Source organism: Legionella brunensis (assembly GCF_001467025.1).
In the GTDB taxonomy this organism is placed as follows: Bacteria; Pseudomonadota; Gammaproteobacteria; order Legionellales; family Legionellaceae; genus Tatlockia; species Tatlockia brunensis.
The window spans coordinates 309,138-323,880 of record NZ_LNXV01000036.1 but is presented as its reverse complement, the minus strand read 5'-3'; the positions used below and the strand labels follow the sequence as shown (position 1 = coordinate 323,880).

Sequence of the window (14,743 nt, the reverse complement as noted above, 5' to 3'; positions counted from 1 at the left end):
TGAATAGACTTAGCTTACTCCTTTATCAAAGCGTAAGTCTGTCATAAGGTTTGAGTTATTTTTATGGGTAGTTTTACCCATAAAAATAAAGGGCCATTTTGTATATTTGTCGAGTAAAGGTATTAATTTTTTGGTGGGCTAAGAGGGGGCTCCTCTACGATGGTGGTCTTATCTATTATTCTAAATAAATCTATTTTTTCTTCTCCATAAAAATGATCATAATCATTCTTACCCCCTTCTTGTATAAAGACTCTACCTAACTCGTTGGCGGCAAGAAGAACTTTGTAGGTGGTGATTGTTTTACAACTAGAGGATAAACCCACGATTAGGTCTGCTCTGAATGAATATGCATTCCCCATTTTGCAACTATAAATTTCAAGATGAATATTAAAATTTTCGAGTTCTAAATCTTCATGAATAAGTTCAATGAATGCCTCAGAATCTAAACCAGCTAATTTTTCCTCGACTGGATTTCCCTGGGCAATAAAGATCAAGGTATCTCCTGGGTTTAATTGCTGATGAAGGCGATGAAGAATTTTGGGATCTGTTAAATTGAGAGACTGTTTTTCTTGTTTTTTTAAGGTTAATTCAACCTTCTCACTGACAGTGTATATAAAATGATCTTTTTGGTTGTATCTATGACGAAAAGAATGTCCAATTTCGCCATTTGCCACTATTTCATGCTCAAAATTCTTTCTATCAAAATCCATTTTATCAACATCCCCCTCGAGATTCTCTTCAAGGTAACAACTATAAAGCTCAATAATAATTACTTTGTGAGAGGTCTTGTCAGATTCTTTAAAAAATTTGGTATGCAATAAATTGTGCATATCGGATTTACTTGCAGACATATAGTAATGAGATGGTTATTTTTTCATTATGGACTATATTAAATCTATTTAGATAAAAGATAAACTTCTCGGGCAATAAAAAAGATTAATTTAAATAGATAAACCTTTATGCATCATCTTCAGAGGCTACTTCATGATGATAGCGCTATGGTTGGGGATGCAATTTTTTCATTTTATGTTGACTCATAAGTTTCAAAAACGCGATCAAGGAATCTAATTCTTGTTTGGATAATATCTCCTCTGTAAAAGCAGGCATCTTATCATTTTTCATATAACGTACCGACTGAGGATCACGAATAAATTGACGCAAAGATCTTTCACGAAAGTATTCAGTAGGATTTTGAGGAAAATTTAAGTCGGGTCCAATATTAAGGTTGCCAATTAAATTAATTGAATGACAAACGCCACAATACGTAGAAAATACCTTAAGACCTTGTGCTTGTAACGCCGTACTTTTGGGTGGTAAAAGTTGATTAAAGGGATTAACAGACTCCGTTTTTATGGATTTAACACCAAAAACCCAATCAGTTTGGGCGACTTTTTTACCTTGCCAAATTAAATAAAAAGGACCTGCTGAGTGTTGTAATTTATTAATGATAGGCCAGGGTTTGTCAGGTTCTTCAATGGCAAGGTATGCCGTTGACTTATGTTTAAGTCCACAAGGATAAATTCTTGGGAGGTCGATATAAGCGATATATCTATCAAATGCTTCGACCTTCAATAGCGTTTTCCTTTTAAAAGATTTGTCATTTTCAAGCAAATCACATATGCGAATTGCTTTAACATGAAATGTTTTATTAGGATAGGCTGGTAAAACAATGTTCTTTAGTAAGATAAGTTGCGGATGATGCAGTAAATCATCTTGAGTATAACTCCTCTTTAAATGTCCAACTTCTAAGGTTAGCAGCTGTCCAGCATAAAAGGTAGAAGGGAAGAGCATAGAGATTAACAAAGATATCCAAAGGAACGTTGTTCTCATAAAAGTCTCAAAGATGGCTTAATTGTCAGCATTAGAAAGGTACGATAGCTGAGTTTAACCTCAACTATCGTATAAAGTGAACAGAATTATCAAGAATCAATTGTCGTGGGAGTCTTTGTTAGCTGGCATTTTTTTTTTTGTCTGGTCAGGCTTCATTTGTACGACTCGTCCGCCTGTATGAGGATTATTCTGGCCTTTTTTGCGTTGTGGATTAGCATTGCGTGCTTGGTTTCCACTTGGACGTCGACGGCGATTAGCTTGGTTTTGCTGGCGTCTATCATTTTGAGAATGAGACTGTTTATGCTGATGCGAGCTACCACGGGTAGTTTTTTCGGGACGGCTTGATGGAGCACTGGATTCTGAGGTTCCAAACAAACTATTCCATAGACGTTTAATAAAGCCATTATGGGCTTTAGTAGGGTGATGAATAGAGAATGCCTTCACTGCTGGCTCGTCAAGCTTGGCTGCATCTTCGGCACGAACGACTGTAAGTTCTGGTTGATGAATAAGCGAGTAACTTGGTTTCTTCGTTTTACCTACGTTATCTTCTTTTAAGCGTGTTATTTCATATTGTGGCGGTTGTAGATAAGGATTAGCAATAATTAATACCTGGACACCATGGCGTTTTTCTATATTTAGAATGAATTCACGCTTCTCATTCATGATGAAAGTAGCCATTTCAGGTGGTAGCTGCACTTGAACTTCAGCGGTCTTCTCCTTTAGTGCTTCTTCTTCGATTAAACGAATCATTGATAAGCCATGAGATTGAATATTTCTCACAGTTCCTCGACCTTCGCAACGCGGGCAGACTTCCTGAGCACTTTCGCCTAAAGAAAGACGCAAACGTTGACGGGACATTTCGAGTAACCCAAAACGAGAGATGCGACCTACCTGGATACGAGCTCTATCAGCTTTCAGTGCTTCTTTTAAGCGGTTCTCAACTTCTCTTTGATTTTTGCTCGAACTCATATCGATGAAATCAATCACTACTAAGCCGCCCAAATCGCGTAAACGTAATTGACGTGCGATTTCATCAGCTGCTTCGAGGTTAGTATTGAGTGCAGTTGTTTCAATGTCAGAGCCGCTAGTTGCTTTTGCAGAGTTAATATCAATGGAAACCAAGGCTTCTGTACGATCAATAACGAGTGCTCCACCAGAAGGTAAGGGGACTTCACGTTGGAAAGCTGTTTCTATCTGACTTTCAATTTGATAAAAATTGAATAAAGGAACTGTGCTATTGTAAAGCTTAAGGTTAGGCAGAAAGTCTGGTTTGACCTGTTCAATATATTGCTTGGCTTTTACGTAGGAAATCTGATCATCAATAATGATTTCCCCAATCGATTTACGCAGGTTGTCACGAATAGAGCGAATAATAACATCGCCTTCCTGATGAATAAGACAGGGGGCGAGCTGAGTATTATAAGCTTGTTTAATCGCTTGCCATTGATTAGCTAGCATATCAAGGTCAGCTTGTAACTCATCTTGGCTTTTACCAACGCCGGCTGTGCGAATAATAAGCCCCATTCCATCAGCTAATTCAAGAGCATTTAATGTTTCTTTTAGTTCATCTCTATCATCGCCTTCGATACGGCGGGAAATGCCTCCTGAATTGGGATTATTGGGCATTAAAACTAAATAACAACCTGCCAGGGTAATGTAAGTGGTCAATGCTGCACCCTTGTTACCGCGCTCTTCTTTATCGACTTGGATAAGTAATTCTTGGCCTTCACGAATCAATGAAGTGATTGGAGGCTTTTCATCCCCAAAGTCATCAGGATGTTTACTCAAATATTCTGGGGCAATTTCCTTGAGAGGTAAGAACCCTTGACGTTTAGCACCATATTCAACAAAAACTGCATCTAGACTTGGTTCACGGCGCGTAACTACAGCCTTGTAAATGTTTCCTTTTTTCTTAACTTCAGAAGGACATTCAAGATCCAGGTCATAAAGATGATTATCTTTAACGAGAGCAACTCTTACCTCTTCGGATTGAGTTGCATTAATTAACATTTTTTCCATTACTTACCCCAATAAAGGGCGCACACTTAAGTAAGACAGTGTAAGGATTTATTTCTTGTTGTTGAGTTACGATAGCTAAGAGATTCAGCTTTTTTATTTGAGCTCCTGATTCTCCAAGAAATCAAAAAATAATTAGCCATTAAACGTTTCTTAACAAACAAAAAACATATTATTAAGCATTCCCCAAGACCATAAGGACAGACCACACGCATGGTGCTGCAAATATTGTAGCGCATGCTGGATGGTATACATCTAAAGCCAGATTTTGTGAGGAAAAGGCTGTCTTGATGGTTCTATGCATAAGGAACCATCCTTTGCCTAACTTGCGCAAAATAAACTGGAACTGATGTAAGGCATGTCTGACATGCGTGGGTATCTGATGAGTTCTTCTTCAATTTGGCTCTGGTATTGGGTGCTTCCTTATATCTTCTTTAAGGGAGCGCGTTTCATTTTAAGGACCTATTTTCAATTATACTACAAATGGCACCGTTAACTATTTCTTCGTGTCTGCAGTCAGATAAGGCTGCACTAAGTGACACGAAATTTAGCTTGTGGCTCATTTGGTGAATTGCAAACGGACCCTTGAATTTAGCCGAGTTTTATTAGCGGCTGATAAACTTTCTGTTTATACGTTATAATTCGGTCGCGTGACTAACTTCACGCATTTTTTAATATTATCAAAAAAAATAGCCACAGCAAATAGGTTTATGCACAAATGAGTGATGTACGTTATACAGAAATCAGTACTGAAGAAGATGGACAGCGTCTTGATAATTATTTAGTAAAAATACTGAAAGGTGTGCCCAAGAGCCACATTTATCGAATAATTCGTGCGGGAGAGGTGCGCGTTAACAAAAAAAGAGCCCAAGCTTCTTTGCGATTAAGGGAAGGGGATATTGTGCGTATTCCTCCTGTACGTGTCTCGCAAGATAAGGAAGTTTTTGTGGGGGCGAGATTAGAGCAGCAGTTAAAAGATAGTATTCTATTTGAGGATAGCACTCTTTTGGTTATCAATAAGCCTGCAGGGATTGCGGTACATGGTGGTAGTGGTTTGAGTTTAGGAGTTATCGAAGCATTGCGAAAAACGCGAACCGATCTGGCTTATTTAGAACTTGTGCATCGTCTTGATAAAGAGACATCAGGGTGTTTGTTACTCGCCAAAAAAAGGAGTATGTTGCGAGCTATTCAAGCTTTATTAGAGGGTCGTCAAATCCAAAAAACCTACTGGGCTTTATTGTTTTCTCCATGGCAGGATAAAAAAACGGTCGTTGTAGACGTGCCATTAGTAAAAAATATATTAAAATCAGGAGAGAGGATTGTTACTGCAAGTCCAGAGGGTAAACCTTCTCAAACTACGTTTAAGCTGCTTGAGAACTATCAGCAAGCCTGCTTAGTCGAGGCCTCTCCAAAAACAGGGCGGACACACCAAATTAGAGTGCATAGCGCTTATCTTGGTCATGCTATTGTTGGTGATGAAAAATATGGAAAAATAGAGCAACTAGAAGATTTAGAAACAATGAAATCTAGACTTTATTTGCATGCAAGAGCGATTCAATTTAACCTGAACGGAAAAAATTATCTATTTGAAGCAAATTTAGATGAGCGATTTACTAACACACTGAAGAAATTACGTGCGAGGAGCTTGTAAACTCATGAGTAAGCCATATCGCTTGGTCGTGTTTGATTGGGAAGGAACCCTGGTAGACACACTGGGACAAATTTTTAATAGTGTTGCGACGGAAGCGAAGCGTTTGAATTTTGGAGAAATTGATGAACAATTGGCTCGTCAATCTGTAGATTTGGGATTGGTGAAAGCACTAAGAAAAATATTTCCTCATTTAAGTGAGGAGCAACATCAGCAATTGTTGCTAGCAGTACAACAATCGTTAATTACGCGCAGCACAGAGATTTACTTAATCCCAGGCGCAAAAGATTTCGTTAGTCGTCTGCATCGTGCTGGTATTGACATCGCTATTGCCACTAATAAAGGGCAGCAATCATTGCAGCGCACTTTACACGCTTCTGGCTTAGACAATTGGTTTAAAGTAACACGGTCTGCAGGGCAAACTGCTGCAAAGCCTGCTACGCAAATGCTTGAGGAAATTTTAGAGACTTTCGGTGTTGCTGCAGATGAAGCACTGATGATAGGTGACTCCGCCACAGACATGGAGATGGCCAGGAATCTTGGTGTGGATGCGGTGGGCGTTGATTTTTATCATCAACAAAATGCAGCATTGCTTGCTGCTGGCGCAAAAGCTGTTTTTGATGATTATGAACATTTAGCTGACTATTTACATTTGCCAAAAGAGGGAGGGCTCAAGTGAGTACCTTAACCAGTTTACCTAATTTACTAACTTTAATGCGCATAGTACTCATACCAATATTTATTATTGTGTTTTATTTACCGTTTAGCTGGGCACATGGTCTTGCTGCGGCTATTTTTGCTTTAGCAAGTTTTACTGATTGGCTAGATGGTTACCTGGCACGCAAGCTAAAACAAATGTCTCCTTTCGGCGCGTTTCTTGATCCTGTGGCTGATAAATTACTAGTTGCATGTAGTTTATTGCTGTTAGTAGGAGCGAAAGAGGTCGACTATATCACTATCCCGGCTATTGTAATTGTTGGACGTGAAATCGTTATTTCTGCATTGCGAGAGTGGATGGCAGAGGTAGGGAGTCGTGCGAGTGTTACAGTAAGTTATATTGGTAAAGTAAAAACTACTCTGCAAATGATTGCTCTTGTCCTATTGATTGCTTTTACACCTTCGCAATCGGGGTGGGGAATGCTAGGTTTTATTTTGTTGTATTTGGCTGCGATCATGACTATATGGTCAATGATTATTTATCTTACTATTGCCTGGCCACAATTGATGAATAAACATCCTGTCTCTTCGTAGAATTTTTTCAAAAATTGAATTTAATTGGTTGACAGCGGTTGAATTTACGGTAGAATGGCAACCCGTAGACAGGCGGGAATAGCTCAGTTGGTAGAGCACAACCTTGCCAAGGTTGGGGTCGCGAGTTCGAGTCTCGTTTCCCGCTCCAAATTAAAGCGACGGCGTGTCGCTTTTTTTTTAATGAATTAGTTTTGGCTGTGTGGCAGAGTGGTTATGCAGCGGCCTGCAAAGCCGTGTACGCCGGTTCGATTCCGGCCTCAGCCTCCAAAATAGATGCCCAGGTGGCGAAACAGGTAGACGCAAGGGACTTAAAATCCCTCGGAGGTTAAACTCCGTGCCGGTTCGACTCCGGCCCTGGGCACCATCCACCCTAATATCCTATGCATGTAATTATTGGTAACTTTGGCAATCATTCTCTTGCTGCAATGCAAGCACTCCTTGAGAAGGGTTTACCGGATATTCACTTTTTTTACGTTGAAACCGGATGGGCTGCAATTTCCTGGCCAGAGAGAGTCGCGGCTTGTGCTAGTTATGCAAAAAAACAAGGGATAAATGTACATCATTTAGTAGCTCAAACGAATTTTTCTGAAATGGTAATTACCCGCAAACAATTCCCTAGTCGAAAATTTCAGTGGTGTGCTAGTTTTCTTAAAGGGCTAACGATTATCAATCATCTCGATGAATGCGATCCGGCCTGCGAGGCTTTGATCGTTTCGGGTAAAAGGCAGCATGATTCAAGGAGATATGCCAATCTACAAGAATTTGAGTATGAAAATGAATTATACCAAGGTCGAACTCTATGGAATCCATTATGGCGGGCAGGAAATGAAGAGTTTAGGCAATTAATTCAGAGGACTGGTTTTACACCACTGCAACATCCCAGTTTAGAATGTAATCCTTGCATTCACATTGATGTAAAACAGGTTAGTTGTGTTGATGCCTCATCAATTAAACGTTTAGAAGAGCTAGAACAAAACATTCAACAAACGATGTTTCAGCAGCCTATAAGGGAATTGTACTCTCTAAACAATAGACAAAGTGAGGAAGGTTTTGGCTTACAGCAGTTTGATTTAGGTTGTGGTGCCCCTTGGGGATGTGGTGAATAAGGGGTTCTTGATGGGAGCCTATGGGAAAATCGCTCCCTGATTTTTACCGTGATTGGTATCGATATCATATTGCTTATCCCAGATATTGTGTTGCAGGAGAATCTCTTTTGCTGTGGCAGCAATTTTAGTTTTTAATGTCTTACAATCGGGCATCGATTTCATTTTGGACAAGGCATTTTCTATCTCTGTCGCTGCGGCTATCCCGTTGATTTCATGACCTTTTTCATGATTTTGCAGTGCGGTCATATAAGTATTCCATTTATTGCTTAAGTAAGCTGGGGCATCACTTTGATTAAGCCATTGGGGGAAAAGTGTGGTGATCGTGACAGTGACATTGCTCGCTGTAAGGTAGCATGGATTTTGTGAGGGATTGTCATAATGCCAGGTGTAATGCCAATCAATATGCCAAGTGGTTTGTGCGTCAAAATGCTCGCCATCAATATTGGGCCCTGAGTCATTCATTTCTTTGCGTAGCTCATCACCTGTGCTCCCATTTATAGGATAGAAAGTCTGTATTTTTTGGATAACAGGGACAGCAAAACTGGGTATCGAAAAAAATAGAAAATAACTACAACATGTCATGATGTGTTTCATGGTATCTTGTGTATGCTTACATTGCTCTAACAAGGAGTTAGCTATTATTGCATGAAATATTAGTGACTCATAACCTTAGTAGCGAGTGCTTTATTCTTCGCGTGGTGAGCGGCTCATCAAATTTATTGTTGCTTGTTGCGGCGTAATCTTGTCTTTTAGGACATCATTGACTTGGGAGCAAATGGGCACCTCAACCTGAAATTGTTCTGCGAGCGCGCAAACTTGGGCGGCATTATGCTTTCCTTCGACGACCTGACCTATTTGCTTTTCTGCTTCCAGGGAACTAATCCCGCGACCTAAGCATAGACCAAAGCGTCGGTTTCTTGATTGATCATCAGTACAGGTTAATACTAAATCGCCAACACCGGCTAAACCCATAAAGGTATCTTCTCGAGCGCCCATTTGAATCCCTAAACGGCGCATTTCTGCTAAACCTCTTGTGATGAGGGCAGCTTTTGCATTGGCACCATAACCTAAGCCATCACTAATGCCACATGCTATGGCTAATACATTCTTCACTGCTCCGCATAATTGGACTCCAATAACATCATTGCTTAAATAGGCTCTTATGTTATTGCAGTGCAATAGAGATTGAATTGATTTTTGGTAGTCTGGATTATTACTCGCCAGAGTTAGTGCTGTTGGTAGAAAATGGGCAACTTCACGAGCAAATGAAGGGCCTGAAATAATCGCTATCGGGAAGGATTGTCCCCATCGTTCAGCGACTAATTCGCTTAATAATTTATTTCTGATTGGGTCAATGCCCTTGGTTAGCCATGCTAAACCACATTCTGGTTTATGAATTTGATAAAGCAATTTTGCAAAGGCATGAGAGGGAACTGCAATAATGATTTCTGTTGCTTGTTCAAGGCATTGATTTAATTCAACAACTGGAATAAGGGATTGTGGAAAGATGACATCACCTAAATAACGCTGATTACAACGTTGCGCTATCATTTCTTTTACATGCTGGGGGCTATGCCCCCACAGCATAACTTGATTACCACAGTTTGCCAGATGAACTGCCACGGCAGTTCCCCAAGATCCGGCACCAAGTATGGCAATCTTTTTGGTTTTCATATTAGTGTGATGTTTCAGTTTGATCTTTTGCAGCTTTCTGTTTTTCTTCCATTTGTTGCATATAAAGCGCATCAAAGTTAATTGGTGCCAATACTAATTGCGGGAAGCTGCCGCGAATTACTTGAGAAGTAATCGTTTCACGTGCATAAGGGAAAAGAATATTAGGACAGAAACTGTTCAATAGATGATCAAGCTGTTCCTTAGATGGGCCTTGAATAGTAAAGATACCTGCTTGTTTAACTTCAGCTAAAAATGCTGTTGTATCCTTGTTCTTAACAGTGGCAGTTACTGTGAGTATAACTTCGTAAACGTCTTTCTCTAATTGCGTGTTTTGAGTATTCAGATCTAATGATAATTCAGGTTCCCACTGCTGCTGAAAAATTGCTGGTGTATTGGGAGCTTCGAAAGAAGAATCTTTCATATAGATACGCTGAATTACAAATTGCGCTTCTGACTGTGCAGTATTTGATTGTTCTGTCATTATTTTTTTATCCTCGTAAAAGTTTATCTAATTGCCCTTGTTTATCTAAGGCATACATATCATCACACCCGCCAATATGTTGGCCATTTATGAATATTTGTGGCACTGTACGCCTACCACTTTTCTCAATCATTTCATCGCGTTTGGTTGGCTCATCGTCAACACGGATATCTGTGTAAGTCACTCCCTTTTTATCCAATAAGTCACGTGCCCTTGTGCAATAGGGGCAATAGGCAGTACTGTACATAATTACATCAGCCATATTGTTTTCCTTGTGTTATTTTCCTTTAATTGTGGGTAATTCAGCAGCTTGCCATGCAGCAATACCCCCGGCTAGAACCAGAGGTTGTGTAAAACCTTTTTCTCGTAATTTAGCTGCCAATTGAGCAGATTGCAAACCTCGTGCACAGACAAGAATTAATGGTTTTGCCTTATATTTTTCCATACGCTGCTCTTCAAAATCTTCGGGATTAGCACGGATAGCATCAATAATATGGCCCTTACGAAAAGTTTCCGGGTCGCGCAAATCAATAACCACTGCGTCCCCATGGTTAATTAAACTAACAGCAGACTGCGGAGATAATTCTTTAGCCCGTTTTTTTTGGGTTTGAAATTCATTAATAAAAATTAAGAGTAAAATAATTAGTAATGCAAGCCAAAGTGCCCAATGATTTATAATAAATTGCCCCAGCTGCCCCATATCTAATCCAATAATAACGACGAATTGGCGAATTATCCTAAGAATGCTCTCCTAAAGCAAGTAATCCACTGGAGATGAAAGAGGGCTCGAAATTGTGGCTGTAAAATTGTATTTCATATGAGCATATAAGTTGATTTAAGAACAGTTTATCTATAGAATTTGCCTGGCTTTGATTATTTTAAGGTGTATAAATGAAAAAAATAAGCTCTGGTATAATCCTGGTTTCAATGTTAATGAGTGGTTGTGCGTCAATAAAATTGGACCCACAAGCAAATCGTATCATTGCTTCTCCTAACCCAGCTCCTAAGGGATGCAGATATGTAGGACAGGTTGTAGGTAATCAAGGTAACTTCTTTACTGGGGACTGGACTTCCAATAAAAATTTGGAAGAAGGTGCCATGAATGATTTGAAAAATAAAGCAAGTAGATTGGGTGCTAATTACATTCAGTTAATCACTAACCGTGCGGGAAATACAGGCTCAATCAGTGGTTTTGATGGCAATGTGAGTGGCCATATGTCACAAACCAATGTCACTAATCTTGGTAATGCTTACCTTTGTCCTGAAAAAGCGATTGGTTTGTAAAATTACTTGTAAACACTTAATTCAATAAGCGATTAGAGGTGTTTCACTAGAAATTGGAGTTACATTTCTAGCGAAATGCCTTCAGATTTATTTTCCCCCTGCTATGATTTGCTATGCAAGTTAAATCAGAAGCGTGCTCACTTCTGATTTAACTTTGGAGTACTTTCATCAATGTTTTCACTGATTTTATCAACGGTCTTAATACTCTCTGTTTTTGTTTGGAAAAAGCGCCATTGATCAGTTCCAAATCGGGTAAATCTGAAGGTAGGAAATGCCAAAATGACGTTTAATATATCAGCAAGCACTTGTTTATAGCCGCGATGTTCGGCCAAAACGGGTCTTGCGTCATCGATTGCTTTTTTACACCTTTGTTGAAAAGCTTCCGGATTTGAGGGATTTTTCAAGTGTTCCGTAAGTTCTTCATGAAGTTCTTTATAAAGATTAACAGCTGTTTTTGCAACTTTTTCGTATCTGTCATCTCTAAGCGCCAATATCGCGTGAGAGCATGCTTTTATTCTAAGCTCTTCCAAAGCCACTAATAGCTTTTCCTCAGGATTTTTTGAATGAACTACTTGTTTCTTAAGTTTCTTATGCTGAGCCTGCATACCGTCAAACCAATTTTTACGCGCACCCTCTGTTAAGTTGTGATGGTCAAGAACTTTATGTAAATTGTCATAAGAAAGTGTTTTATCAAGCAGTACTTGCAATACTGGTTGAGGCATATTATTGTTTCTTTTTGCAAGTAAATGACCAATAAGCGCTTGTGTATGGCATTTTTGAGCAATTGCTAAAAGATGTTCTGCAGAAAGTCGCCCTGTCTTGTCAGGCTCAATGAGAGTTGCCAAAGCATCGTCATCAGCGATTTCAATCATCTCAGTAAGTGGTACACAATCTGCTATCGCTTCTCCAAAACAATCAACGATATGAAGTGCAAGGTGCGGATCTAGCGGATGCTGCGCTCTAATAATCTCCCTAGTTTCTGGGGTTAAGTGATCGTATTTTTTAAATACTTGGAATAAGTAGTTAGTCCATTTATCAGGGGTATCATTTGCTTTACACTTTTCAAAAGCGTAGCGTGTGAGTTTTTCCAAGACTTCATGGCTAACATAAAACTTGCTTATCATTTTTTGAGCGATATCGCCAGAGAATGCATTGTTATCAATAATAAGTTTCATCACATCCACGGTGACCTGGATATGTGATAAAACTTTTTCTAAGATTTCAACATTCACATCCTTTTTCACAATTTCTGCTAATACCGCCTCATCAATAGCCTTTCGGTGCTCTAATATGACTAACAAATCAGAGTTACTTAATTGGTTAGTGGCTAAAAGTTGCAGCACAACTTTTGAAGACAAGAGGTCATGTTTATAAATAGCGCTGCAAACTTGTTCGTTTGTTTTATGATGGTTATAAATGAACATGAGGGTATCAGCGTCTTTGGCGAGTTTAACAACCTGTAATACCTCTTCTTCTCCTAATTCCTTTTTACTACCAATGAGGGTTGTTAAGACTTGGTCATTGATGGCAGAAGGATGTTGTAAAATCAGTAGTAACTCTTCTTTTTCTAGTTTTTTCATTATCAAAGACAGTACCAGTGGCGTAGAGAGAGAGGGATGCCTATAAACCTCTTGACGAACAGCAGAGTTCTCTGGTGCATAATTGTAAACAAGTTCCAGAATTTCCGGATTTTGAGTTTGCTTAAGTATTAATAACAAGCTATCTTGATCCAGATTAGATTTCTTAAGAACCTCTTTCAGCACATTTTCTGTAATGTCCTTTCTTTGAAGTAGTTTTGTGATGAATTGAGTACTTTCGCATTTCTTAGTCAGTGATATCAGTATATTTTCAGAAAGCTTATTCGTTAAGCCAAGAAATCCTTCTATAACCGAAGCATCGTTACTAAACTTATGTTTAAGTATGTTATCTAAAAGTTTATCTGAGGGGTTGTCTGCTTTTAAAAGCGTTTTTAAAGAGTCTGCGTCTATAGCATGAGCAACCATTGCTTCAAAAGTATCCATAATTACTGCCTTATCTTGTAAGGCTGGATATTTTTGCAGGATACGAAGAGCGTTAATATCTGCAATTTGCCATGTTGATTGGCTATTAAGCTTCCAGTGACGTTCCAAAAATTCGTCAAGTGGCATGCCGAGACATTTTGTTATACTAGGGATTGTTTCCTTAGGTAGATCATCTAATATCGGTTGACCAGTTTCTACTTTCTTTTTTGTATATTTCAGCAGTTCTTTTAGGTCTGAAAGATGTTTTAAATGGGCATTAACATAACTAGAACCACTGAAGGATATATCGAATTTTTGCTGTATGTCCTGAGATTTAATCTCTTTAGTTGCCCAGTTCTGATTCAAATAAACAAACGCTTCAGCGACTTTTTGATATTCGGTAGCCTGAACGGGAATGATTTGGGGGAACAAATCTTTCCAATTAAGTTGTGTAAGATCCTCAAAAGGATTCGCTGCAATATAGAGAAACCCTTCAACGTACCCTTGCGTTAATGCAGCTTTTAGCTGAGGTAGATCAGCTTCACTGCCTGGGCGATAGACTTGTAATGCATTTTCAAAGTAAGTGAGTTTTTCAACGGAATTTTCTTGTAGCCAATATAAAGGTGTGTCTTGATTTAGAAGACTATCTAATTCGCCATTAAAAAAGCGCACTTGTTCACGCAAGATTTGATAGCGTTTGTCCTTTAGAATGTTTTGTGGTGGATTTCCTGCAATAAGTGTGTCTGACGTGGTGCATATCCAGCTGCCAGGATTGTTCCCGATTATTTCCGCCAATTCTTCTACTTCTTGAGGAGTTACAATTGTAGCATGTAACTGATCATTTTCCATGTGATACCAGATAAGAAAAACCGGTTTTAAATAGCCATTGATATTTTGCTCTTGTCCACTATAAGTCTTAGCGTAGTTAACACTTACTCTGAGAGTATCAGAAAACATATTCGGTAAAACGTTAGGAGCCTTACAAAATTGATTAAACGGCGTAGTCATTTTGCTTGCCTCAAAGAACCCCTTGGTGCCAGATAACCAATTTTTCCAGCTCTCCAAGCTTGTCCAATTGGACCAACTACTAGCACTTGACTTAGTTGCCGATTCTTTCCAGCTTTTTGTAGACGCTTCCCATAATTTAGGATCGTAACAATCATTCAGTGAGATACGTTCTATTTCTACTTGTTTTTGTACTTGTTTTTGTACCTGAACTTCTTTGGCAAGAGAATCATCGAGGCCTTCATATTTTTCTAAGCAGTGAGGAAGAGCCGTCTTGATGATGGTTTCCATCGTCGTTCTTAATTGCTGAAGTTCTTTTTCATCAGGCGTGAGTCCACCTAGTTCGTAACAATTGGCCCATTGGCGAAGTAACTGCTCTTTATAGTTAGCAAGTAGATCCGTTGTCGCTTGTGCTTTATTAATAGCTCCGTATAAAGCAAAGAGCTCA

General features: G+C 39.1%; 14 protein-coding genes and 3 tRNA genes. 8 read left to right on the top strand and 9 right to left on the bottom strand.

The features are described 5' to 3' along the window. Positions 1–122 precede the first annotated feature (122 nt). The 3 genes from Lbru_RS15700 to Lbru_RS15690 all read right to left on the bottom strand — a co-directional run bounded on the left by Lbru_RS15700 (position 123) and on the right by Lbru_RS15690 (position 3,849). Positions 123–830, bottom strand: a complete 708-nt coding sequence (locus Lbru_RS15700) for a hypothetical protein (RefSeq protein WP_131793519.1) — start codon at positions 828–830, stop codon at positions 123–125. Between the two features lie 166 nt (positions 831–996). Continuing rightward, positions 997–1,830, bottom strand: coding sequence for a c-type cytochrome (locus Lbru_RS15695; RefSeq protein WP_083500943.1), 834 nt, complete (start codon positions 1,828–1,830; stop codon positions 997–999). A 96-nt stretch (positions 1,831–1,926) separates the two neighbouring features. Further along, positions 1,927–3,849: an Rne/Rng family ribonuclease gene (locus tag Lbru_RS15690; RefSeq protein ID WP_058443058.1), complete on the bottom strand. Its 1,923-nt coding sequence runs from the start codon at positions 3,847–3,849 to the stop codon at positions 1,927–1,929. Between the two features lie 715 nt (positions 3,850–4,564). Here Lbru_RS15690 and Lbru_RS15685 point away from each other — a divergent pair. From Lbru_RS15685 to Lbru_RS15655, 7 genes are all read left to right on the top strand, one after another. Beyond that, a complete protein-coding gene (locus Lbru_RS15685; protein WP_058443057.1) occupies positions 4,565–5,497 on the top strand; it encodes an RluA family pseudouridine synthase in 933 nt (310 codons plus the stop codon). A gap of 4 nt (positions 5,498–5,501) precedes the next feature. Next, on the top strand, positions 5,502–6,173 hold the full coding sequence (locus Lbru_RS15680) for an HAD family hydrolase (protein WP_058443056.1): 672 nt from the start codon (positions 5,502–5,504) through the stop codon (positions 6,171–6,173). After that, positions 6,170–6,745, top strand: coding sequence for a CDP-diacylglycerol--glycerol-3-phosphate 3-phosphatidyltransferase (gene pgsA, locus Lbru_RS15675; RefSeq protein ID WP_058443055.1), 576 nt, complete (start codon positions 6,170–6,172; stop codon positions 6,743–6,745). The genes Lbru_RS15680 and pgsA overlap by 4 nt, the downstream gene beginning before the upstream one ends. Positions 6,746–6,817: 72 nt before the next feature. Next, positions 6,818–6,893, top strand: a tRNA-Gly gene (locus tag Lbru_RS15670). A 45-nt stretch (positions 6,894–6,938) separates the two neighbouring features. After that, positions 6,939–7,012, top strand: a tRNA-Cys gene (locus tag Lbru_RS15665). 8 nt (positions 7,013–7,020) lie between these two features. Continuing rightward, a tRNA-Leu gene (locus Lbru_RS15660) sits at positions 7,021–7,109 on the top strand. Positions 7,110–7,125: 16 nt separating this feature from the next. Beyond that, positions 7,126–7,851: a phosphoadenosine phosphosulfate reductase domain-containing protein gene (locus tag Lbru_RS15655; protein WP_058443054.1), complete on the top strand. Its 726-nt coding sequence runs from the start codon at positions 7,126–7,128 to the stop codon at positions 7,849–7,851. Between the two features lie 18 nt (positions 7,852–7,869). Here Lbru_RS15655 and Lbru_RS15650 read toward each other — a convergent pair whose 3' ends face one another. From Lbru_RS15650 to Lbru_RS15630, 5 genes are all read right to left on the bottom strand, one after another. After that, positions 7,870–8,433: a DUF922 domain-containing Zn-dependent protease gene (locus Lbru_RS15650; RefSeq protein WP_083500942.1), complete on the bottom strand. Its 564-nt coding sequence runs from the start codon at positions 8,431–8,433 to the stop codon at positions 7,870–7,872. Between the two features lie 102 nt (positions 8,434–8,535). Beyond that, the gene (locus Lbru_RS15645) at positions 8,536–9,525 is read right to left on the bottom strand and encodes an NAD(P)H-dependent glycerol-3-phosphate dehydrogenase (protein ID WP_058443053.1); all 990 of its coding nucleotides are present in this window, start codon (positions 9,523–9,525) and stop codon (positions 8,536–8,538) included. Position 9,526: 1 nt separating this feature from the next. Next, complete coding sequence (gene secB / locus Lbru_RS15640; RefSeq protein ID WP_058443052.1) at positions 9,527–10,006, bottom strand: protein-export chaperone SecB; 480 nt, start codon at positions 10,004–10,006, stop codon at positions 9,527–9,529. 7 nt (positions 10,007–10,013) lie between these two features. Further along, positions 10,014–10,268: a glutaredoxin 3 gene (gene grxC, locus Lbru_RS15635; RefSeq protein ID WP_058443051.1), complete on the bottom strand. Its 255-nt coding sequence runs from the start codon at positions 10,266–10,268 to the stop codon at positions 10,014–10,016. A 15-nt stretch (positions 10,269–10,283) separates the two neighbouring features. Next, positions 10,284–10,706, bottom strand: a complete 423-nt coding sequence (locus Lbru_RS15630; protein ID WP_058443050.1) for a rhodanese-like domain-containing protein — start codon at positions 10,704–10,706, stop codon at positions 10,284–10,286. 191 nt (positions 10,707–10,897) lie between these two features. Here Lbru_RS15630 and Lbru_RS15625 point away from each other — a divergent pair, with 191 nt between their 5' ends. Then, entirely contained in the window at positions 10,898–11,290 is a 393-nt protein-coding gene (locus Lbru_RS15625; protein ID WP_058443049.1) for a DUF4156 domain-containing protein, read from the top strand. Positions 11,291–11,427: 137 nt separating this feature from the next. Here the strand turns inward: Lbru_RS15625 and Lbru_RS17580 are convergent. Further along, positions 11,428–14,743: hypothetical protein (locus tag Lbru_RS17580; protein ID WP_193786930.1), on the bottom strand; the 3,316-nt coding region annotated here is incomplete at its 5' end.